11 protein-coding genes are annotated in these 22,741 nt (G+C 54.0%); 6 read left to right on the forward strand and 5 right to left on the reverse strand.

Annotated features, from left to right (window positions below; genetic code table 11):
• Nucleotides 1-111 precede the first annotated feature (111 nt).
• Together FYC48_RS18085 and FYC48_RS18090 are read right to left on the reverse strand one after the other, a co-directional pair.
• A complete protein-coding gene (locus FYC48_RS18085; protein ID WP_149498119.1) occupies nt 112-3,045 on the reverse strand; it encodes an ATP-binding protein in 2,934 nt (977 codons plus the stop codon).
• Nucleotides 3,045-8,519 (reverse strand): DUF4347 domain-containing protein, encoded by a 5,475-nt coding sequence (locus tag FYC48_RS18090; protein ID WP_149498120.1) that lies wholly within the window; start codon nt 8,517-8,519, stop codon nt 3,045-3,047. Before FYC48_RS18090 ends, FYC48_RS18085 begins: the two co-directional genes overlap by 1 nt.
• 296 nt (nt 8,520-8,815) lie before the next feature.
• Here FYC48_RS18090 and FYC48_RS18095 point away from each other — a divergent pair, with 296 nt between their 5' ends.
• From FYC48_RS18095 to FYC48_RS18115, 5 genes are all read left to right on the forward strand, one after another.
• Nucleotides 8,816-10,504: a TolC family protein gene (locus FYC48_RS18095; RefSeq protein ID WP_149498121.1), complete on the forward strand. Its 1,689-nt coding sequence runs from the start codon at nt 8,816-8,818 to the stop codon at nt 10,502-10,504.
• Between the two features lie 128 nt (nt 10,505-10,632).
• On the forward strand, nt 10,633-11,448 hold the full coding sequence (locus tag FYC48_RS18100; protein WP_149498122.1) for an efflux RND transporter periplasmic adaptor subunit: 816 nt from the start codon (nt 10,633-10,635) through the stop codon (nt 11,446-11,448).
• Between the two features lie 6 nt (nt 11,449-11,454).
• Entirely contained in the window at nt 11,455-13,362 is a 1,908-nt protein-coding gene (locus FYC48_RS18105) for an efflux RND transporter periplasmic adaptor subunit (RefSeq protein WP_149498123.1), read from the forward strand.
• 4 nt (nt 13,363-13,366) lie between these two features.
• Nucleotides 13,367-15,505: an efflux RND transporter periplasmic adaptor subunit gene (locus FYC48_RS18110; protein ID WP_149498124.1), complete on the forward strand. Its 2,139-nt coding sequence runs from the start codon at nt 13,367-13,369 to the stop codon at nt 15,503-15,505.
• A gap of 226 nt (nt 15,506-15,731) precedes the next feature.
• Nucleotides 15,732-16,934: an HD domain-containing phosphohydrolase gene (locus FYC48_RS18115; RefSeq protein ID WP_149498125.1), complete on the forward strand. Its 1,203-nt coding sequence runs from the start codon at nt 15,732-15,734 to the stop codon at nt 16,932-16,934.
• 16 nt (nt 16,935-16,950) lie between these two features.
• On the opposite strand, the gene feoB is transcribed toward FYC48_RS18115, so the two are convergent.
• Entirely contained in the window at nt 16,951-19,062 is a 2,112-nt protein-coding gene (gene feoB, locus FYC48_RS18120) for a ferrous iron transporter B (protein ID WP_160149604.1), read from the reverse strand.
• A 118-nt stretch (nt 19,063-19,180) separates the two neighbouring features.
• Entirely contained in the window at nt 19,181-19,432 is a 252-nt protein-coding gene (locus tag FYC48_RS18125; RefSeq protein WP_149498127.1) for a FeoA family protein, read from the reverse strand.
• Between the two features lie 310 nt (nt 19,433-19,742).
• Here FYC48_RS18125 and FYC48_RS18130 point away from each other — a divergent pair, with 310 nt between their 5' ends.
• Nucleotides 19,743-21,050, forward strand: coding sequence for a hypothetical protein (locus FYC48_RS18130; protein WP_149498128.1), 1,308 nt, complete (start codon nt 19,743-19,745; stop codon nt 21,048-21,050).
• A gap of 286 nt (nt 21,051-21,336) precedes the next feature.
• Here FYC48_RS18130 and FYC48_RS18135 read toward each other — a convergent pair whose 3' ends face one another.
• Entirely contained in the window at nt 21,337-22,737 is a 1,401-nt protein-coding gene (locus FYC48_RS18135) for a 3-deoxy-D-manno-octulosonic acid transferase (RefSeq protein ID WP_235034312.1), read from the reverse strand.
• Nucleotides 22,738-22,741: the final 4 nt, after the last annotated feature.

The raw sequence follows: 22,741 nt of genomic DNA on the forward strand, positions 1-22,741 counted from the left end.
CAGTCCTGAAAGTATACACCTTGCCGCAAATTTGTCGCCGCTACGTCAAATCCCCCGTCGGCTAACGATTTGGAAAGCTGGTGTTCGAGCGTTCCGATTCGGAGCATTGGCCTAAGACTGGGCTGGAACGACGATGCGTTCACTGATCGAATGCAACTCCTGCAAGACCGCCCGGCACCCGTTCAAATCTTCCTCGCCGGCCAGCCTTTCCATTGCCCGCGTCGGCAGTTCGAAGTGGTCGAACCCGGCCGATCCCCCTGTGCCACGCAACCAGTGAGATAATCGTGCCAACTGCACGAAATCTCCGGTCGCAAGTGCGATGCTCATCTCATCAAGTTTTCCGCGGAAGATGCTCAGGAACTCATGAACGATCTCTCGGAACGCTTCGTCATCCATCGGCAAACTTGACTCAATTGGTTCCGATGCAACTGCCTGGCCTTGGCTTCCACTCTCGTGATTTGTTTCGGATTGGCTACTTGGCGGCGATGGTGATTGCGTAACCGATCCGACCAAGTCGATTCTCGAAGCAAGGTGGAGCACCTGCCGCACTAAGATTTCACAGCGTGACTGCGATTCAGCTTCGGCGCTAAGTTGCAATTGTTTCGAGGGGTCAACGAAGTCCTCGAAGCCCGCGCTTCCGCCGACACCTTTCAACCAATGCGCCTCACGAGCAAGCGTGGACCAATCCTGGTCGTCCAATAGTGTCTTCAATTTCGGTAAGCGATCTTGAAGGACGTCGACGAAATCTTGTGCGATCTCAAGAAACTCCGGATCATCGAGCGGGTAGCTACAGACGATCGGCGTTTGCTGACTAAAGTCATACTCGATGTCGCTGGAATCAGATGATGCTTCCTGTCTTTCCGCTGGCACAGACTCGGTCACTTTCTCGATCGATTCGTCCATCCCTGCTGATGGTTGAGTGTCGACTGAATGGCGCCGTGGGTTGCCGAGTTCTCCGGCGATTGTCGCCAGCAGCAAGTCAATCTTAATTGGCTTACTCAGGAATCCCGAGCAGCCCGCGTTCAAGCATTTTTCTTGATCGCCTTGCATCGCGTTCGCGGTGAGTGCATAGATAGGTGCCGTATAGCCGGCTTTTCGGAGCGTACCGGTAGCGGTGTAACCGTCCATCACCGGCATTTGCATGTCCATCAAAATGATGTCGTAAACTTGCTCGGTCGCTTTCTCCACCGCAAGCTGACCGTTCTCGACGGCAACCACCTCAGCACCGGCTTTCCCGAGTACCAACTGAAGTAATTTTCGGTTCGGTGATCCGTCGTCAGCGACCAATATTTTGCAAGGCGGCAATTGCTGGACATCTTTTTGAATGGATGACGAAGATTCCAGTTCGGCGGCCGCCTCGACCGGGTCGATCCATTCGAATTCCTGCTCTTGTCCCAGTGGAATCTCGATAGTGAACGTTGTCCCCTTGCCGACTTCGCTGGCGAGCGAGATATGGCCGCCCATCGCCTCGGCAAGCTGCTTGCTGATCGCCAGCCCCAGGCCGGTCCCGCCGAATCGCCTCGTGATCGATGTGTCGGCCTGCTGGAATGGTTCAAAGACTTTCGCCTGCGCTTCGGGCGAAATCCCAATCCCTGTATCAATGACATCGATGGCAAGCGACCATTGTTGATGTGGCGACCGTTTTGGATCGAGAGCACGCGCGACGACCTGAACGGAACCTTCGTCGGTAAACTTAATCGCGTTGCCGGCAAGGTTCATGATCGCCTGACGCAGCCGAACGCTGTCGCCTTGAATTTCCTTGGGCAACTTACCTTCGCCACGGAATTCCAACGCGATGCCTTTCTCGTCGGCTTTGCTTCTCAGCAGCGCAACCACGTCTTTGATAATTCGCAATGGCGAGCAGGGGCCGGACTCCAATTCCATTTGACCGGATTCGACTTTCGACAAGTCTAAAATGTCATTGATCAGCGCCAACAGATGTTCGCCGCTGCCATGAATTGTGTTTAGGTAGTCCTGTCGGTCCTCATTTGACGTATCAAACCCTCGCCGCAGCACATCGGTGTAACCTAAGATTGCGTTCATCGGCGTACGAATTTCGTGACTCATCCTTGCTAAGAATTCGCTCTTTGCCTGGTTAGCATCGTCCGCTTCACGCTTGGCAATGGAAAGGTCGCGTTTGGTTTCTTCGAGCTGCGTTACGTCATCGAAACTGACCAATACGCCTCGACATTTTCCTTGCTGACCGAGAACGGGAGAGGCGTTGGCGATCAACATCCTTGCGGGGCGATCGGGAAGATTCAATTCGACCATCGATCCGGCAACCAACGCTTCGTCACGAACGGCTTTGTTCCAAGGCGTGACATCAACCTTGCTGAGATCCCACCCTAACTGATCGGCGTCTTTTCCGAGCAGCTTTTCACTCGGACAGTCCAACCATTCGGAAAAAGACTGGTTGGCGAGGACAATCCTGCCTTGGCGGTCAAGCACCAATAGACCTTCGGCGAGCGAATCGAGCGCGTTTCGGACTCGCTTAGGAACAGTTTTTGATGGATCGAGGTGAGACAACATCTTTTTCAGGTACAACTGAAACGCGATGAAGCTGAGGATTGAAACGAAAATCGTCATCCGCATCCATGGGTCCGTGAATGTCCCCCACCAACTGTGGTCAACGATCGGACGAAAACACAGTTCGACGGTTCCCCAACGTTGTTGGCCTTTCCGAATGGGGACTTGAATGTGCGTATCGGTTGATCGCAATGTTTCGTCATCGGGCCAATCGTTTCCGTGATCGCCGAACTCGGACATCAAACTGCCAGACGCCCGCCGCACGCCCGCAGACAGTAGATCCGGATTTCTCTTGACGGCAGATTCCAACATCGAATCAAGGCGTCGGATCTCGCCACGAGACATGTATTCGGAACTCGCCCAGGCAATGTTTTCGCAAAGGTGGGCGCGGCCGTTGCGAATTGACGTTTGAGTTTCCGGGATAATTCCGAGCAACATCGCAGTCGATAGGACGGACATCAATAAACAAATCAACCCAAGGGAGATTCGCGTCCGCGCATGAAGTTTCAGGAATTGCATTAGCTTTCGTTCCCTTCGGTCTTGGTCTCATCTCCGGTTCCTTCCGGTGAGTTTTCACGTTCATTTTTGTCGATGATGTTCTCCAACGAATCATCATCCGCATCGTCTCCTTCGCCTTCTAAATCACTGAGCACCAGCAAGGGGTCGACAAAACTCCAAGCCGGCAAATGGGCCAGTAAGCTAGTCGCCAGCAGGCCTCCGCGGACGGTCCAAACAACGTAACCAACCGATAGTGCGCTCGAAAATCCGGCGAAGGTTCCGGCCATGACATAGGTCGTTTCGGTGGGGGAGTTGATCTGTTGCTGTATCTTTGCAATGTCCTCCCACACTAACACGCTGTCGAATTGTCCCCAGGAAAGCGACGTTAATGATGCGGCATCGGTTCGTGCATCCAGCCGCTGGCGCATTCCATATTCCAATCCAGTGTCTTTGTAGTGCAGCTCGTCTTCGTGTTCAGAAAACCCGCCTGCCGCTGCGACACGATTTTCAGCACTAAAGTCGAAGTCTGATGAATCGTCTTCACTGAGAGCAACTGACGCTCGTGACTCTTGTTTCGTGTTGACCGGTTCCGTCTGAGGAACCATCACTACCGGTGCCGCATTGTCAGAGGTATCGTTCGTCGTATCGGATTCCGTTTCAGGTGAAGCCTCCTCGGCGGGCGATTCCGGCGCGGTAGGATCTTGATCGATCACGTCAGGCTGAGGCGGTAGAACCGGCACGGTGACCAGAATTTGGACGGTCGCATGATTACTCAAATGACTACCATCGCTCACCGCGTAGGTGAACGTCACCAAGCCGCTCGTTGCTGGACCAGGCGTATAAACAAATCCACCGTTGCCTCCCATCACCAGGGATCCGGACTGAGGCCCGGAGATCAAGACCGTTGATAAAGAGTCTCCTTCAATATCAGAATCGTTTTGCAAGACACCATTGGGAAGGACGTGCAAGACTTCATCACGACTGGTCTGGTAACGATCGTTGGTCGCCGTGGGAGCATCGTTGACGGCAGCCACGTTAATCGGAACCGAAGCCGTCGTTACGTTGACCGAATCGTCCGCTTGAATCTGTAGCGAATCGCTACCGTTGTAGTGACTGTCACCGATGTAGTTAACACCGGCGGTCGACAAAGTCGTATTCAGGCGTACAAGCGTCGATCGAATCGTGATGGTACGTGAGTTATTGCCACTCATCTCGGCGGCACTCACGCCGGATGCGACGAAGGGATTAATTCGCAGCTTGCCGTTTGCGACAGTGAACGTTACCTCGATCAAACCGGATCCCAAGTCGGCATCCGAGATCGCGATTCCGGAGATATTTAGAATCGTATCTTCGTTTGCAGTTTGTGTTCCGGGGTTGGTGATGACAGGAGGATCGTTGACCGCCGTCACCTGAATCGTTGACGTTACGACGTTTGAAGTCGCCGTCCCGTCATCGGCAACGAATGTCACGATCCGTGATGCTTCCGTCGGATTTGAAGCCGTGTTGATATAGCGAACCGTCCTCAACACCTGTTGATAGTTGGAAACAGAATCGCTTCCTGACAGGGTCAGAATGCCGGCTGCATAGTTCGCCACGATCCCGGTCCCCGTCGTGTCGGCAGAAAGAGTCTCGAAGGCACCATCACTGAGATTCGTGATTGTGACGGTCATCGAATCGAGATTTGCGTCGTCGATGTCCGAGATCACGGCATCGGTGTGATCAACGATCGAGATCGCACCGCCACCTTCGGTAAACATTGTCTGAAAGTCACCTCCGGTTGCCGTACTGGAATCGTCGTCATCGAGATCCAGTGTGGGTCGATCGTTCTCCGGGGTGACGTTTAGCTGAATCAAGCCGTCGGCGGGTCCGGCACCAGCCGCGTCCTCGATACTGACGTTGATCTGCGAAGGGGTCGCATTGTTTTCAGTAGGTGTAAAGGCAACGTCTGCGAGTGCCGCATTAACGTCGGCCACCGAGCCGGTCACCGTCCAAACTCCCGTTCCGGTCGAATACGTGCTCGTTGCGGTTCCGAACGTCCCCGTCGTCAAGGCTCCCGTCGCGGGAAGGTTTAGTGTCAACGTCGCTGTAATCGTATCGCCCGCATCTGCTTCGGAGACAACGATATCCGCGATGGCAACGGAGGCGTCGTCCTCGTTGTAGGCGATGATTTGAGACGTATTCGTCGCGGTCGGATCGGAGTTTGCCGAGGTGACGGTGACCTGATGGCTAGGGGCGAAAATAAAACTTCGGGGCTTGGTCACTCCCGAGATATATGCATCAACATAATTGCCGTTCACATCGTAGCGCAGAACTTCGTCGGTTTCAGAACTCGAGACGTACAACAGATCATCTGGCCCGAAAGCTATCGCCCTCGGTTTATCTAACCCTCCCGAACCAGATGTCACGAAATCATCAATGTAGGATCCATTACCCTGATCGAATCTCTTGATCGAATTGGTATCCTGAGAGGACACATACAGTCGTCCGTCGCGACCGAAAGCCATTGAAATTGGATCATCCAATCCACCAGCGCCATCGGATACGAATTCATCGACAAAGGCTCCCGTCGACGCGTCGTACCGCAGGATGTTGTCGGACTTGTTTCCGACAACATAAAGGTGTCCATCCTTGTGAAACCAAAGGTCCATCGGACCTTCAAGTCCCCCGGAACCTGCGGCGACAAATTCGCCAAGATAGGTACCTACGCTGCCATCGTACTTGAGTACTCGATCGCCATCATAGTCGGCAACATAAAGGTGACCGTCGGGTCCGAAAGCGATCCCTGCTGATTTACTAATCCCTCCACTACCATCCACAACAAACTCGTCGACGTACGCACCCGTCTGAGGATTAAACCGGAGCACGTTGTCACTCCCCCATCCGGTCACATAGAGCAATCCATCAATCCCGTAGGCAAAGTCGATCGTTTTGTCCAGCGATCCTCCATTGGCCAAATTGGTTTCGAAGGTTCCGGTTTGTGTGTCATACCTTGCCAGTGGATTTGATTCCTCGCTCCCAACAAACACATCACCGTAGTGCCATGTTCCGTCTTCGTCGGTTGCACTGACAAGGATATTATGACTCAATCCCTCCACGCTATAAGTGTGAGTCGCAGACGTCGCCGCCCCAGCATGCAGCGTGATCGTCCCATCGCCCCAATCGATCTGCCAACCCGTCAGGCTATCATCGCCCGCATCGGATGCTGCCAGATTGATGGTGTAGGCGTTTCCTTGAAGCGCCTCCGTGGCTCCCGTCACAGTGATGGTGGGGGCGACATTATTTACGGTAACCGTCGTTGTTTGTGTGTGAATACCGCCGCGTCCGTCGCTGACACGCAGGCCGATGGTGTAGACACCGTCGTCATCGATGCCAAAACTTTGAAGTGTCGCCCACGAAAGCGTTGCGGTTGCCGACGTGGGTTCGTTCGTCTCGCCAAACACTCCGTCGTTGTCGATATCCCACGCATACGTCAAGGTGTCGCCATTGGCATCCGATGAATCGGAACCGTCCAGGCTAAGACTTCCACCTTCGCTTATGACGTAAGCCGAACCCGCATTTGGATCGGCAACCGGCGCGACGTTCGGAGCTCCGAAATACCGCAGGAAAACGCCTTGTGAATCGGCAGCACCGTTCCCACTCCAGACGACGACGACATTATCGGTGTCATGCATCGCGATCGAGGCATGTTCTTGAGTTCCCGAGGTGGTCGTATTAACGGCAACTTCGCTACCGATTTTTGATCCGTCGTCATCAAATGCTTGGTAGTACACACCAACATCATCGGCATCTGATTTCGTGTAGCTGATTACGAAGCGGTCGTTCTGATCCACGTCAATGGACGGATCGATTGCGGTTGAATCTGAAGTGGCTCGCGCGACCACCCAGATCGAACCTGATTCAGGGACTAGCCGATACCACACACCCTTAAAAAAAGTCGCCTCGGAACGAAAGGTAACCACATAGTCATTGTTCGATAACATTCCGACGGCATAGTCGTACTCGGTCCCACCGCCGATTCCATTAAGATCTCGTTTCGAGTCTGTCGGTGTCACCGCACCATAGTTGTACTGGATTCCGTAGGAGTTCCCCGAATCTCTCCAGACGATCGCGTAACGTCCCGTTTGGTTGATATCGATCGCAACGTCGGATGCCGAAGCCACTGTGTCGACAGTCAATAGCGACGTTGATAGCGAATCAAGTGCCGGAACCGAGGTAAAATCAAACGTCCGTGCGAAGATGCCTTCGTTCGCACCATCGCTTTCCCACGCAAGTACGATTTGGTTGTTATCGTTGCTTGCGATGCTAACCCCGGATTGATTCCCAGCTTCTGCAAATGTATTGACCAGGATATCGTCTGCATCGATCGCTGCGCCAGTCTGATCAAAACGTCGAACATAGATTCCCTGCCCATCAATGTCAGACGAGACCCAAGCGATCGCAAACCGACCTGAGGAATCCATGGTGACAACGGGCGAACTTTGATCGCCCGTGGTCCCAGCGTTGACCTTTGTCTCGCCACCGATTTTTGCGCCGGTTGAATCAAACCTTTGAAAATAAAGGTCTGCATCGTCGTTCGATGAATGATGGTCTACCCAAACGACAACACTATTGCCGTTCCCATCGACGGCGACCGCCTGATCACTATCCTGTAGCTCTTGGTCCTGTGCGTGAGTATCGTTTACGCGTGTTTCGCCGGTCGGATTGATGTCCGGCGTCGATAGTAGGCCAAACCAAGATTGCCCGCCGAATGTATCTGCAATGCTGGTTGATTCAATCACACCAACTCGGTGCTCTAGCTCCCAATTGCCATCGAGGGACGCATGGCCTGTATCGTCATCCGATGCGGCAACATCGGCCCCTGTTAATTCGGCCAACGCGGCGACCAAGGTGCGACCGCTACCGGATTCTGCTAGCTCACACCCGTAAAGCAACAGATCGGCATTCTCACTCAGTGAACTCTGCCACTGGGAAAGGTCTGCCGCGTAACCGTCAAGGCTGTGCTGGTCGATGATCGCATTGCCGAGCCGAAGCTTTGCGTCGTTGCCGTGCGACAATAGATGAATCGCATCGACGTTCTCGTAACCTTCCAGAATCTCGGTCACTTGATCCACACCATCTCGTGTGTGATCGAGCAAGTAGATTTGCAGTTCTCTGCCAGGATCTTCCGTTGCGATCTCGTCGACGAGAGTCTGATAGTCGTCCACGGCAGAATCAATGAACACCAATTCAAGGCGTCGGCCTTCCTCGTTTTCGTGGACCGACTGGACGTCATCCGTTGGTGAGGAAGAAGCTTGTTGCGCGGCTGACTGACCGTTGTCCGCCAGCCCATCGGTGGTAGGTGATTCCAGTACCTCCTCTATCCCAGGCGAGACGTCACCGCCAACGACCGGCGTGATCGGAGACGCGCTGAACATCAACCGCGGCGTCAACTCGACAACGTCGAGCGCCTTTGGACGACGACGATCAGGATGGGTAGGCTTCTTGTGCCAAAACATTTCTAGGGTATGACCGAACTGGACAACTGGAGGACCTTGAAACGTAGGTCAGATTCCGTGTGTGAACGATCTTGATCATTTCCAGTTGATGCGGTCACGTTCGAGTTGTCCGGTTGCATCGGTCGGACGATTTAGTCAATGGATACTCGCTCCTCCAACGAAGACGGCCAAGAATGTCTGCGGCTCCGTCATCCGAGGTTGCTTTCGATGTAGGCATCTCGTTGATGAACCGATGATACGTTCACGAGGTCGATCACTCGATCGATGACCGTGCTCTTGTGGAAGAAACTGCCGACGTGCGAATCTGGTTCAGCCTAACGATGATGCTGCTTGCGGCCCCTACTTGGGTTGCATCGCATTTGCACGCGCAGACCGCCCCTACGGGGATCGCCGCCCTCCTCCGGCCAGAGTCTCAGTCACCGACTCTGACTCCATCTTCGATCCAACAGTCGCTTGCCTCTGTCGATCAACCGCCAACCGTTACCCAGTTCGAACCGTGGTGGAAATCAATCGCTACGATCCCGTTCCATCTCTCAGAAAATACGTTGCGAGTCGATGGTGACACGTTGATCCTAGAAGCGCTCCAGCACAGCTATCACATCGCGGCACTTCGAGAGAACATCACGATCGCACAAACGGGAATCTGCCGCGCCGCGGCGGATTTTGATCCGTCAACCTTTGTCGAATCAAAGTTTGTTCGCACCAGCGTTCCGACCGGCAGTACCTTGGACGCAGGGTCTGGGATCGACCGTCTTCGCGAAGAGGACTTTCGGGTGAACGGTGGCTTCCGTCGGAAAACGATTCGCGGGGGTCGATTCGAAGTCGCTCAGCGACTGGGACTGCAGGACAGTAACTCTGAATTTTTTACGCCGACCCAGCAAGGGAACTCGCGTCTAACGTTCAGCTTCAATCAGCCCCTGCTAAACGGCGCCGGGGAATCGTTCAATCGCAGCCTGATCGTGCTGGCGCAGCTTGATACCGACATCGCCCGTCAGAAGACGACAACGGGGATTCAGAATCACTTGCTCGCGATTCAAGAAGCGATGTGGAATCTGTATTTCCAACGGATTTCCATGTTGCTACGGATTCGCCATCTGCAACAAGCCAACTCGATTCATCAATGGCTTGAAAAGCGTCAGGAACTCGATTCACTGATCAGTCAATTGAAGCGAGCCGAATCCGCGGTGGCTTCGCGAAAGGCAGAGCTATCCCGCGCAGTCACCTCAATCCGCAACGCGGAAGACCGCTTGCGATCCCTCGTCAATTCACCGAGTTTGACTGCGGATCGATCGCTCGAAATCATACCCACCGTCCCTCCATCAACGGCATTTGTTCCGATCAAAATGGAAGATGCGATCGTGACTGCACTCGAAAGCCGTAGCGAAATCGTAGAGCTGGGATTTGAACTCGATAGCACGCGGGTTCGCCTAGACATCGCCCGCAATGACATGCTTCCTGTGTTGGATTTGGTTTTGGAAAGCTATCTCAGTGGATTGCGAGGCCGCTACGACGTCGGACGATCTTGGGTCGATCAGTTCAGTCGCGGGGAGCCGAGTTATGCGGCCGGTCTGCAGTTTGAAATGCCGGTCGGGCGAAGAGCCGCTTGTGCCGACATTCGCCGCCGACAATCCCAGTTGCGTCAGCTCGCTCATCGTCTAAGTGAAACGATTGCTCAACTTGAAAGCGAGGTATCGGCGGCTGTTCGGGAAGTTCAGACCAGCCATCGTGAGATGATGTCGCGACAGGTCGCGATGCAATCCGCCGCAGAATATGTCAATCTCGTTTCCAATCGTTGGCATGAACTTCCTGGTGAGGGCTATTCCTCAAACGCAATTTTGGAAGACCTTCTCGATGCCCAAGATCGTTTGCTTAACGAAGAGGTCGCGTTGGCGAACGCACGGGTATCGTACGTACTCAGTACAATCCAATTGAAGCGTGCAACCGGAACTCTACTCGAGATTCATCCCCTCTCGCAGAGCCAATGATGGCTCCAAAGTGCTTTTCTTAGGACTGCACCGGACCGACCTCCCGCGACGGCAAGAACTGTGACCTACGGTTGGGCTGATTGATTACCAGATCATCGGCCCGTCTTGCTCCGTCCTTAGGTCCATTCATGCATCACTTCGTACAACGATCATTCGGTTTGGCGAGTGTCGTCTTAGCTATCTGCGCAAATTCTTCGCTGCGGGCAAGTCAGATCGAAGGGTACTCCGAACCGTTCCGTGTGATCGAAGTTGCATCAGACGAAACAGGAGTAATCGAAGAGTTGCATGTCCAATTGGGTGACACCGTCAGTCAGGGTGCTCCGATCATGCGTCTACGAAGTGATTTGTACCATGCTCAGATCGCCGTTGCGAAACAGCAAATGTCTGTCGAGGGGCGACGTGAAGCCGCGGAAGCTGAAGTTGAATTGACTAAGCTGCGTTTCGACAAAATTCGCGGATTGCGTCAGTCGGGACATGCACGGACCGCCGAAGTCGCCCGCGCCGAGAATGAATACCGGGTCGCAGTGGCGAACCTTAAATCGGTCGAAGAAGAGCTTCAATCCCGTCAGCTTGAACACGAAAAACTAAAAGCTCACCTGCACCGCCGGACACTACGAGCACCTTGCGATGGTGTCGTCACGATTGTCCATCGCCAATCCGGTGAATTCGTGGCGCCAAACCAGCCGCAAGTCATCACGATCGTTCAACTCGATCAACTGCTCGCCAACTTTGCCTTGATGCCATCGCAGGCGGCAAAGCTTTCGCACGGTCAATCGGTTCGGGTTCATTTCAGTGATTCCAACCGCGCCGTCGTTGGTACGGTCCACTTCATCTCGCCAATTACCAATGCGGAAAGCGGTACCATCCCCGTCCAAGTTCTTGTGGACAACTCCGAAAGAAAACTGCGCAGTGGTGAACGCTGCACCGTCACGATTCAGGATTAAATTCCAGTGAGTACGACAGCTAGCCAGCATCCGCAGTCGTTCTGTGCCACGCGAATCAATTCCGGCGTCATTCATTCGAACGATGCTGGAGAAGACGACATCGCCCTCGCCAGTACCAATTCGAGTACTTTCGGCGTGCAGGAAAATCTTTCGTGGATCTATCCGGACGTTGGTTCTCTACCGGCAGAGTGGGGCAATGGCTTACTGACCGCGCTGGAAACAAGTGGTATTCGGGGTCGAATCGTCGCCCATTACGTTCCGGACTTCAGCGGAAATGGCGGTTGCGATTCGCCGTCATTCGCTTTCCTTCACGATTCTGATCCTGATCCGCTCGACGATCGAATCATGGATCAATTAAGGCGGGCTTGTGAGCAATCGGCGCGCGATGGACAACCCCGTCGGCGACGAGAGCTATCGCAGAACTGTGGTCTCTACATCATCCCGGTCCACCCCGGAACAGTCCCCAGCCCTGTCGTCGGTTTAGTTTGTGATCTGCGACCGAATGACGACAACTTTTACGATGTCGCCCAGTCGATCGTGAGCCAATGGGGACAGCGGTGCTTGATCGATCAAATCGAACGCGAACGATCGATCGCTGATTCGGCATCGGCAATCAACGAACTCATACGACTGGCACTTGCCGCGTCCAACTTCGATTCTGCGGCGCAGATCATCGTAAGTGAACTCGCTCGATTCTTCGGAAACGTACGGGTCTTGTTGGGACGTTCACGCTCGCTAGGCTCACGGTGCGAATTGGTCGCCGCCAGCGACGTCGCAAAACTCGATCGCGACGGTGAAAACACGGAAGCATTCGAAAATGCTTTCGACGAGGTGGTCTTACTCGATCATCTTGCATGTGTTCATCCGGCGCAATCGACTGGGCAAAGCCCGATCGAACAACTTTCGTCTCAGTTGCGTCAATCAATCGTTGGGATTCCCATCGAATCGCTGGGGGAGCAGGGCAGTCTCGCTATTTTCGTCTGCGGCGCTGATTCGGTGTCACTCGATCACGTCCGACGCTTTCTCGAAACGCTTGCGCCGTCGATCGCGTCGATTGCCAATGTCTTCGAACAACGTTCCCGCTGGGCAAGCATCCGCCAATGGTCTGACCGCCTTCGGAAGCAACGTTTGCTTGTGACAATGGCGGCCGGAGTCATTCTGACGCTCGCGATGTTCATCCCAATCAATCATCGCGAATCTTGTGAAGCGATCGTTGAACCTTCGTTACGACGCTTCGTAGCGATCCCGTTTGACGCGACGCTTTTAAAATGTGAAGTGAATCCTGGTGACGAAGTTCGTCAGGGGCAAATTCTAGCCATTTTGGAAGATCGACCGCTGCGTTGGCGTCTCGAATCATTGCAGGCAGATTTCGAAAAAGCTCAAAAGACAAAAGCCACCGCCCAAGCGACGCACGACTATGCGAAACAACGTATCGCTGAGTTAGACATGCAAAAAGCGGCGATCGAGATTGAGCTTTTGCAACATCAGCTTAAGGAACTTGAAGTTCGCAGTCCGATCGACGGTGTGATCGTCTCGGGGGACCACCAGCGCAGCCAGGGCGTCCCGGTCAAAACAGGTGAAACACTATTTGAAGTCGCCACGCTAGAACAAATGACACTGGAGTTTTCGATTAGCGAATCTCAAGTGCGACACATTCAAGACCACCAGATAGCTCGAATCGCGTTGGAAGCATTGCCCAACGAAAGGTGGCAAAGCGAGGTTCAACGAATCAGTCCTCGGAGCGAGATCCGAGACGGTCAAAACGTTTTTATTGGTGAAGTCCCGCTGCCAGGCAGACACCTTGCGATCCGCCCCGGGATGCGAGGCACCGTGTCGATCCATTGCGGACAACGGTCGATCGGCTGGATCCTATTTCACCGCCCCTACGAATCGCTAACCCACCATTGGTGGTAACATCATGCGTGCGACGGAATCGACTGATCATGGACTCTTCGGAACTGATGAGTCGACGAGTGTCCTCACATGGCGAAGTGATCTTCGATCGACGGTCAGCAAAGATGATGCCGGGGCTTTCGTCGTTGTCGAAGACCCGATCGCCAATAAGTACTTTCGTATCGGACAAACCGAATACTGTTTCGTCCGCCTGCTCGACAGTCGCCGATCTTTGTCGGAAGTTTATGCAGAGTTCCTTCGACTGTATCCCGACAACCACCTCTCTTTCGATGATGCATTGTCGCTAGGTCGGTGGCTGATCTCCAATGATTTGGCGCAGACGACAAGTTCCAATACGGCGGCACGACTGAATCAGTCTAAAACGTCCTGGCAACGGAAACAAACGCTAGACAAAAGCAATCCGTTGTCGATCCGGATTGATTTGTTTCCGCTGGATCGGTTATCGAAAAAACTTAACCGCTGGATTGGCTTCATCTTTTCGCCGCCGGCCACGGCATTGCTCGCAATTTGGATGCTCGTCGTTTTTGCACTTGGCATCTGGAGTTGGGACACCATCAAGCGATCGGCGCAGCTCGAATTGACCGGGAGCACAATTTCCTTGCTTGGTCTGATCACCGTTGTGTTGAAAATTCTTCACGAACTCGGTCATGGTATTGTTTGCCGAAGGTATGGAGGACGAGTCGGGTCACTCGGTATTTTGCTCATCTTGTTTGCCCCGCTTCCGTTTGTTGATGTTTCGTCCGTTTGGCGATTTCGGTCTCGATGGCAACGAGTTCATGTCGCGCTGGCGGGCATGTTTGTCGAACTACTGATCGCCTCCATCGCGATTGCCATCTGGTTCATTAACGACGACGTCACCGTCCGCTACGTCTGCTCTTGTGTCGTGGTTTCTGCGGGATTGATGACACTTCTATTCAATGCCAATCCACTGATGCGATTCGACGGATACTACGCACTGACGGATGCACTGGGATGGACAGATCTTTATGGAGACGGCCAACGACTCGTATCGGAATTCATGCAACGACTGTTTTATGGTGAGCAGTTTCCTACGCGTCATCAGTCAGTTTTAAAAACAGCCTTCATTGCGTTCTATGGTGCAGCCTCGATGATCTGGAAGTATGTCATCTGTGCGATGATCTTGACCGCGGCGGCCAGCCTATTCCACGGTGTTGGATTCCTATTGACGCTCACCGGAATACTGTTGTGGATTGGGATTCCGTTGGTGCGTAGCATTGAAGGGTTCGGCCGACGTGTTGCACGGCAACAGACACGCTGCCTTATCGTTAGCGGATGCTTCGTCGCTCTAGCCATAGTGATTGGATTCTTCGGCTATTGGCCGATTCAGGTGAAAGCTCCTGCGATCGTGCAATATGCGGCTCAAGACACGATCCGAAGTCAAGTCGATGGTTTTGTCGATCAAATTCACGTTCGCGACGGAGATCCCGTCAGTCGAGGAGATCGACTTCTAACCCTTCGAAATCCGTCGCTCCTTCTGGAAGCACAACGACGACAAATCGAACTCGACAAGGCAGAATTGCAAACCCGCAAACTCTTGTTACAGGGACAGCATGCGGCGTCACAAGCAGAGGCAACGCGATGTGAAGTACTGCGTAAACAAAAGTCCGAACTCGATCAACAAATTGCGTCACTCGAATTGCGTTCGCCACATGACGGCATCGTCGTCGCCCGGCGCATTGAAGAATTGGAAGGAACCTACATCGAGCAAGGCGTCGACTTACTGGTCGTTAGTCAAAACGGTGAAAAAGAGTTGCGTGTCTTAGTTCCTCAACGCGAAATAGAGACGCTTCAAACTAACCTTGGCGGCTTGCTTCACTACCGTGTTGTCGGTCATTCGGTCGCGTCTGGGACTCTGTCTAGGATCAACCCGAGGGCCTCCGATCGTTGCCTTTATCCAGCGATGCTGGCAACAAACAATGGCCCACTGGCTGTTTTGCCGGACGAAGATCTCGGCATGACGGAACACAGACATCGGTTGATCACGCCACACTTCGAAGCGATTGTCACCCTCACGCCTCAAGCGTCGCATCAATTGCGATGCGGACATCGAGCATTAGTTTCGATAGGTGTCAACTCAGTCCCGCTCGCCAAGCGACTGTGGCACCAGGGCATGGGGTGGTAATGTCCTACATCCACTTGATCGTCGGCAGACTCCCCGATCGGACGATCACAATCGTTCGGCAATTCGCGGATCAGAACAGTGATACGGGTTGTTCATTGAGGGCTTACCAACGGACGATCAATCATCCGAATCAAGTTCGCAATGTATTGCGCTAGATTAGATGTGACTTAGGTTTTTCTATCTTTTGCCGGAGCCATCGCTTCATCATCGATTTCAGTATTTGCGGATGAACACTTCCACATTCCCCCCCGCTGCCTCTCCTGCCTCAGCCGCGACTGTCGGGATCGCTCGGTCCACGTTTCCGGCGAATAAAACGGCATCGAGTCATGTCGCCGGCCGCGTGATGATCGTCGATGACGAACCCATCAACATCAAGCTGATTCAAAAGTTCCTCAAAGGATCGGGCTACGACGACTTCATCACGACCACCGATTCTCGCGAAGCGATCGCCCTCGTCCAAGCCGAATCTCCAGACATCATCATCCTTGATGTGATGATGCCGCATGTCTCTGGTCTCGACATCTTAAGAGAGGTTCGATCGCAACCCAGTATTGCTCACCTCCCAGTACTGATCGTTACGGCCTCAACGGAAGAAGAAATCAAGATCGAAGCGTTGGAATTAGGGGCCACCGACTTCTTGCATAAACCGGTGAAACCGACAGAACTTTTACCGCGTGTTCGAAATGCTCTCCTAGTCAAAGCGCATCACGATCAGATGGTCGCGTACTCTCGGCGTCTGGAAGCTGAAGTCGAGCAGCGCACGATGGACCTAATGCAATCTCGCGAAGAGGTCATTCACGTCCTCGCCTGTGCCGCCGAATATCGAGACCAAGAGACCGGCAATCATGTCATCCGTGTCGGACGATACGCAGGTCTGATCGCAAAAAAACTTGGGTGCAGCGAAGCTGATTCGAAGCTGATCGAGCTTGCGGCGATATTGCACGATGCGGGCAAGATTGGCATTTCCGATTCGATCCTTTTGAAACCCGGAAAACTAACCGATGAAGAATTCGATGCGATGAAGCTGCACTGTGAATACGGTGAACGAATCCTCAAAGCGCAACCGACAGAAAGCAGCAAGCAATCCAGCACACGCGAAGATCAAACTCGTACACGATCTCCTGTGCTACGTATCGCAGCCGTGATCGCTCGCTCCCACCATGAACGATGGAACGGCAAAGGCTATCCAGACGGTTTGGCGGGAGATGAGATCCCGCTGGTCGGACGCATCACCGCCGTTGCGGATGTCTTCGACGCACTTAGCAGCAAACGTTGCTATAAAGACGCGATGCCGATTGCCAAATGCATCGAAATCATGAAGAGTGAGCGAGGCGAACACTTTGACCCAAAAGTCCTCGATGCTTTCTTAGACTCAATGGACGAGGTCATAGAAATCGCGACAGACCTTGCGGACGACTTTGCCGGCTGAGCAAAGAAATCACGCGTCAAAATCCGAAGGCCGTCAACGACTGGTAAGCGATCAAAGCTCCACCGTACGCGAGCATCGTCATAAACCCAAACTGGAACGCTGCCCATTTCCAGCTGCCGGTCTCACGTTTCGTGACAACTTGAGTCGGCAAGCACTGCATCGCCAACACAAAGAAGATCAACAAACTGACGCTCGTCGCCGTCGAAAAGACCGGCGTCCCATCCGGCTTTTCCTGTCTACGCAAGGTCTCGATCAACCCAGCGTCTTGATCTTCGGCGCCATCTTCGCCTAGCCCGTACACGATCGACAATGTAGAGACGACCACCTCGCGTGCCGCAAACGAGGTGACGATCCCGACATCGATTTTCCAATCAAAACCGAGTGGCGCGAACACCGGCTCGATCGCCTTCCCGACTCGACCCGCGATTGAGTACTCCAGTTGTGCCGATGCCTGCTGTAGCTCATCTGCGGGAAGTTGGTCTTCGGGCATTTTCGGATAGGTTGCCAACGCCCACAAAACCACCGAAATCAAAAGGATGACCGAACCAGCTTGGCGTAAGAAAACGATTGCACGATCCAACGTCGTCATCATCGCGTTTCGCAAGCTCGGCATCCGATAGCTGGGCAGCTCCAAAACCAGCGGAGCCGCTTCGCCGGGGATAAGTGTTTTCTTCAACAAGTAAGCGGATGTCAGTGCCGCGGTGATCCCGAGTAGATACGCCGCGCCGAACAAAAGCGATGCTTTAAACGGATCATTGCCAAACAACAATGCCGTCACCATCACGTAAACCGGCAATCGGGCGGAACAGGTTAGCAGTGGCAAGACCAAGATCGTCACCAATCGGTCGCGCCAATTCTCGATCGTTCGCGCCGCCATGATTCCAGGAATCGCACAGGCGTGTGAGGAAAGCATCGGAACGAAGGCTTTTCCTGGGAGCCCGACACGTCGCATGATCCGCTCCATCACGAACGCACCGCGAGCCATATAGCCGGAGTCTTCTAATAGCGTGATCACAAAGAACAGAATACAAATCTGCGGTAGGAAGACGACCACTCCCGCCGTGCCACCGATGACGCCATCGATCACAAGGCTGCGGAAGTCTTCGATCGGCAGCAAAGCAACCACAATCGATGTAGCGACGGCGATCCCGACAGACCATTTCGTCCACTTCGTTTCATTCAACCAATAAGCCAGCGCGAACACTGCCATGGAACCGATCCCGGCCAACGGCGCGTGCACCAGAACACTAGTCGTCGCGTCAGGGAGTAGACCACCGGCGAGCTCACCGATCCATCCGAACCCTTCTTCGATCAAGCCCATCGGGATGTCAGCGAGCGAAAAGATCAAGAAGAACACGCCTAACATTACCGACAACAGGGCGATCAACCCGATCGTCGGCGATGTGAGTAAACGGTCCAACCAATCCATTTTCACCGTCGCTTTCGTCCCCGGCTGGACGGTCTGGCCGGTTAATTCATCGGCCCACTGAAAACGTGCCGAAAACTGACATCCTTTGCATCCAGCCACACAGGACTGACGTGCGATCGGTAGCGGACTTTCGGCGGGTTTGGTCAGTTCATAGATCGCCTCACGCAGCTCAGCTAACCCCGTCCCTTTCCGGGCACTGACGCCAATGACGGGGCAATCTAATCGTTCTCGAAGCGACGCGAAATCGATTTTCGTTCCGCTCGCCTCTGCCGAATCAACCAAGTTGACCGCCACGATCGTCGGCAGATTCAATTCAAGCACTTCACTAGCGAGCACCAGTGTCCGTGATAAGTTCGTCGCATCGACAACCACGACGACGGCGTCTGGCTTCTGATGCAGCCGCCCCGTCAACTCACCTCGGAGACTTCTCGCGGCGACCTCCTCCTCTGGGCTCGCCGTCTCCATACTGTACAGCCCGGGAAGGTCGACTAACTCAACCGTATGCGTCGCCTGACAATGACCTTGCCCCTCGACCGGCCCGACCGAGAGCGTGGCCTTGCGTAAGTCGACTGTGATGCCAGGGTAGTTTGCTACCTTGGCACGCATACCCGCAAGCGTGTTGAACAACGACGTCTTGCCAACGTTGGGATTCCCTGCCAACAGCACCACCGGCGACGCTACTGCGTTTCCAATTGACACCGGAATAATTTTGTCGGGCGTAGACTGGGAAGATAGGGATGGACTACTCAATGCATCGGCTCTTCGATCAAAATATACGGCGACACCAACGCATCACCTGTGTCCAACGAATGGTCCGCTATGACGCCAGCGGTTCGACAGGACCAACGGAAATCAACGAAGCGAGCTGTCGCGATAGCCCGATCCGTGTATTCCCGATTTGCAATACCATCGGGTCGCCATCGCCGACCAATTCTAAAACGCGACCACTACAGATCCCCAACCGCTTCAGTCGTGTCGCGTTCTGACCTGATGCATCAACCTCAATGCATTGGTACAGCCCTTTGTTCACTACAGAAAGGCTCAGTATCGAAGTATCAATGGTAGCCATCAGTCGCCGCTCTTCTATTGACGGACCAATTAAATTGAGAACCAATCTCAATAGGATCACTATTGGGTCGATGACTGTCAAGTGTGGTCGTTCGCCGCTGGAGAACGGTTTCGAAGCGATTTTGGCGGTGTTTTCGCCCCTGCAAACATTGTTTCGCGTGTCGTGCCCCCCACCCCGACAGTCGCGAACACGACGTAACAACTGGCGGATCGGTGTTTCTGATTTCTGGTTCGCCCACCACGGCGTGCCTGGTCGAGATAGGATAGGCACGATATCCCACTATTTCCCACCTGCCAGATTTGCATTGCTGATGAGAATCTCCCGCCGATCGTTTGGATTGCTCGCCGGATCAACCGCTGCGAGCCTCGCCGCTTCTTCTTCATGGGCCGAATCTGTCGCAACCGGCGGCACCGGTCCCTTGGAAACCTTTGTGCCCTGCCGAGCGATCACGAAGGGGCCCCAGCAACACTGGTTTGGCTACTACGACAAACGTGAATTTGATCCGACGAATACGCTTGTCCTTTCCAACGAAGTCGGATTCGAAGGCCGCTCTCCTACCGGCGACGACCAAATCAATGTTGGCTATGTCGACACCAAGTCCGATGATCAATGGGTACCGATCGGAACGAGCCGGGCTTGGGGTTGGCAGCAAGGCTGCATGCTGCAATGGATCGGGGACGACGGCAAACAAATCCTTTGGAATGACCGCGAAGGCGACTCCTTTGTCTGCCGAATCTACTCAACGGAAACGAAGCAAACCCGAACGATTGGGATGCCGATCTATACCGTCGCACCGAACGGAAAATTCGGCTTGTCGGCCGACTTTCGTCGTATCGACAACTTGCGTCCTGGATACGGATACGATGGTCTTGCCGATCCCAATGTTAATCGACGAGCCCCCGATGACTCTGGGATCTGGCGCGTCGATTTGGAAACGGGCGAATCAACGTTGATCCTTTCTCTTGCCGATGTGGCCGAGATTGCTTGGCCAGACGGCGACAAACACGCCGACGCATGGCACTACTTCAATCACCTACTGGTCAGCCCCGATAGCGAGCGGTTCATTGTCCTTCACCGCTATCGTCCCGAATTTGATCCTCAAACGCTACAGTTCAAAGGTGGTTTTGTCACTCGGATGTTGACAGCCGACGTCGATGGAAGCGATCGCTATGTGATCGATCCGTCAGGCTACACGTCACACTTTATCTGGAATGGTAACGACGCGGTGACGATGTGGACTCGGCCCGCCGGGATGAAGAACGGATTCTATGATTTGACCGACAAGACCGATCAAGTCCGCCCCATCGGGCAAGACAAAATGCCAACGAATGGCCACAACACCTACCTTCCGGCGCCGTACCAAGATTGGATTCTGAACGATACGTATCCCGATCGCAAAACCAGTCGACAAACGGTTTACTTGTATCACGTCCCAAGTGGCCGGCGCTACGACCTCGGACACTTTCCGTCACCGAAAGCCTATCGTGGCGAATGGCGATGTGACACGCACCCGCGAAGTAGTAACGATGGGAAGTTGGTCGCGATCGATAGCCCTCACGATGGCGGTCGACAAGTCTACCTGCTGGACGTTGCGGAGATCTTAGCCAAGCACGGCTAGCGTTTGGCCAACGATTTAGATGAGGAATAGCCGAATGGCGTCAGCCTCGGTCTCTGTGCGATAACCGGAACTTAGCAGGTAAACTCGAGTCTTTGGGTTTCAACATCTGGATAACCCCCTCCCGCTAGCGGGAGGTCCGGACGAGTAAACGGCCGGGGAGGGTGAAATGGCTTAAACCGAATCTTTCAGGTTCATTTGCTTAGCGCGCCGGCTGATCCGCCGGTTCCAAAACCTTGGTAAGACGGCGCACTAGCATTGGCATCTCCAGATAACCTTGACGCCCGGATCAGGCGGCACGGTTCGATTGCCGATTCGGGCGAACCGGCAATAGTGATGCCAACATTTCCAGTGTGTTGCTGGTCGCCCCGCGATGCGATTCGACAACCATCTTCGCAGCCCGTCCGAGTTGGTTAGCGGCAGGTTCGTCGTTTAGACAGCGACGAACAAACGATTCCAAGTCCGCTTCGTCCGAACAACGAACCGCAGCCGTAGCATCTAACAAACGCCCGGCAATTTCTGCAAAGTTACGCGTGTTGGGACCGAAGGAAACGGCGTTCCCATAACCGGCGGGCTCCAACATATTCTGTCCGCCGCGGTCACCAAAGCTTCCACCCACGGTCGCGAGTTGCCCGACACCCCACCAGTGGCGAAGTTCTCCGATCGTGTCGACCAGGATGACTTCATCCGATGTCCAAACCCTTGCGACATCCGTGGATTCCTGTTCCAGTTGGTGTGACCTGCGCCGGCAACGAAAATTGAACTCATCGATTAAACCTGCTACTTCATCAAAACGTTCTTGATGACGTGGGACCAGCACCAATCGCAACTCTGGAAAAGACTGCACAAGTCGACGATAGATCGAAAGGGCCATCGCCTCTTCGCCGTCTTGCGTGCTACCAACGACCCAGACCCGATGCCAGGCGGCAACGCCGGCCCAGTCCAATCGTGACTGAACATCGACGTTGTCGCGAGAGTCAGGGGCGTTGTCAAACTTCATCGATCCGGTAACCAACAACCGTGAAGGCCCGGTCCCGCAATCGACAAATCGTTCGGCCGTCACTTTGTCCTGGCACCCGACACGCGTGAGCCCCGCAAAGATTGGTCGCGTTATTCCGCTCAGACGCTGATAGCCCTCGGCACTCCGCCGACTCAAACGCCCGTTGATCACCGCGACATCGACGCCCCGCCGCCGAGTTCGCTTGATTAGGTTTGGCCAAAGTTCTAATTCAACCAATACCAACAACACAGGATCGAGGTTTCGCAGCGTGCGATCGACGGCCCAGCTAAAATCCAGCGGGCAAAAGAACACGGCATCGGAGCCAAATTTTTGACACGCAAGATCGTAGCCTGTATCCGTGCTGGTGCTGACGACGATCGGTGAATGCGGATTTTGCCGACGCAATGTTTCGACAAGTTTCCCGATCAAGTTCACCTCACCGACGCTAACCGCATGAATCCAAATCGGTTTCGGCGTCCGCTGCAGCTCGCCGCCGTGTTGTTCGACGAAGACTTGTTTGACGGTCGATTGACTCTTCAAACGCTGCCGCATTCGAAGAGCCCTCCGAGGTGACAAGCCGAAGAACTTCTCGCACCGACCGCGTCGGTATCGTCCGTGACGGATCATCCGATAGACGATCCATGGTGACGCGATGACCAAGCCGGTCAGGTAAATGAAGTTGGCAAACACGGTG

The organism is Roseiconus lacunae, from assembly GCF_008312935.1.
Classification (GTDB): Bacteria; Planctomycetota; Planctomycetia; order Pirellulales; family Pirellulaceae; genus Stieleria; species Stieleria lacunae.

Bases quoted from the DNA above. Each gene is read 5' to 3' on its own strand.
- FYC48_RS18085 (WP_149498119.1), bottom strand. From the start codon at position 3,045: ATGCAATTCCTGAAACTTCATGCGCGGACGCGAATCTCCCTTGGGTTG.
- FYC48_RS18090 (WP_149498120.1), bottom strand. From the start codon at position 8,519: ATGTTTTGGCACAAGAAGCCTACCCATCCTGATCGTCGTCGTCCAAAG.
- FYC48_RS18100 (WP_149498122.1), top strand. From the start codon at position 10,633: ATGCATCACTTCGTACAACGATCATTCGGTTTGGCGAGTGTCGTCTTA.
- FYC48_RS18110 (WP_149498124.1), top strand. From the start codon at position 13,367: ATGCGTGCGACGGAATCGACTGATCATGGACTCTTCGGAACTGATGAG.
- FYC48_RS18115 (WP_149498125.1), top strand. From the start codon at position 15,732: ATGAACACTTCCACATTCCCCCCCGCTGCCTCTCCTGCCTCAGCCGCG.
- FYC48_RS18125 (WP_149498127.1), bottom strand. From the start codon at position 19,432: ATGGCTACCATTGATACTTCGATACTGAGCCTTTCTGTAGTGAACAAA.
- FYC48_RS18130 (WP_149498128.1), top strand. From the start codon at position 19,743: ATGAGAATCTCCCGCCGATCGTTTGGATTGCTCGCCGGATCAACCGCT.